At 71.3% G+C, this 989-nt stretch carries 1 protein-coding gene and 1 pseudogene; one reads left to right on the top strand and one right to left on the bottom strand.

From position 1 onward, the window contains the following. Positions 1-511 (top strand): annotated as a pseudogene (locus tag G7A99_RS21145) (ornithine cyclodeaminase family protein); the annotation flags it as partial. Here G7A99_RS21145 and G7A99_RS21140 read toward each other — a convergent pair. After that, entirely contained in the window at positions 501-800 is a 300-nt protein-coding gene (locus tag G7A99_RS21140) for an HlyU family transcriptional regulator (protein ID WP_163143881.1), read from the bottom strand. The pseudogene G7A99_RS21145 and the gene G7A99_RS21140 sit on opposite strands and share 11 nt — an antisense overlap. Positions 801-989: the final 189 nt, after the last annotated feature.

The raw sequence follows: 989 nt of genomic DNA, 5'->3' as shown, positions 1-989 counted from the left end.
GGTGCTGGTTTTCGGCCGGGACATGGATGCCGCCGAGGCCTATGCCGAGCAGATGAGCAGCGAGCTGGACGTGCCCGTGAGCGTTGCCGGCGACGCCGCCTCGCTGGTGCAGGCCTCGGACGTCGTCGTCACCACTACGCCGGCCACCGAGCCCGTGATCCGCGCGGAGTGGTTGCATCCCGGCGTGCACGTCACGGCAATGGGCTCTGACGCCGCCCACAAGAACGAGCTCGCACCGGCCGTGCTCGGTGCGGCGGACGTGCTCGTGTGTGATCTCAAGGCCCAGTGCGAGGCCCGCGGCGAGCTGCGCCACGCCCAGCGCGCCGGGGTGATCGCCGCCTCCGAGCCGGTCACCGAGCTGGGTTCGCTGGTCAACGGCCGGGCCCGTGGGCGCACCGGTGACGACGACATCACCGTATGCGACCTCACCGGTGTGGGCGTGCAGGACACCGCCATCGCCCGTTACGCGATGGAGCGCGTGCGTAGCGCCGGGCTGGGCATCAGCCTGTAGCCGGCGGGTCGAACAGCGACTCGCCGTTCTCGTCGATCAGGCGGCGGCCCTTGGCGAGGCTCACCGAGACCGCCGCCTCGTACTCGCCGTAGCTGTCGGCGCGCACGAACACGTACGGTCGTGCGTCGCCGGCGCCGGGCCGGCGGATCTCCCCGGCAACCCGCCAGGCGCTGCCGTCCTTGCGCGGCATTGCCACGATCTCGAAGCCGTTGTATTCCTCACGGCCGCCCACCGCCACGGGGGCGTCACCGTCCCCGCCGCGCAGGCGTTGCCATAATCCCTTGAGCATGATGATCGATCCCCCCAGGGCCTGCATCCGGCCCCGAGTGTAACGCGACAGCGCGCGCCGTTGCCGTACCGGGAGCGGGTAATGCCCCGGGCGGCAATCGTAGGTCGTGCGCCGAAGGCGTGCGACGTCGCTGCCGGGGCGTCGGGTGTGGATGTCGCACACGGCCTTTGGCCGTGCACGACCTACCGG

It is taken from the genome of Arhodomonas sp. KWT, assembly GCF_010993615.1.
The sequence above is the reverse complement of the archived record's forward strand: the minus strand, read 5'-3'. Positions and strand labels throughout refer to the sequence as shown.

What these genes read in the sequence shown, in the direction of transcription:
- G7A99_RS21140 (WP_163143881.1), bottom strand. Translation starts at nt 800, where the DNA reads ATGCTCAAGGGATTATGGCAACGCCTGCGCGGCGGGGACGGTGACGCC.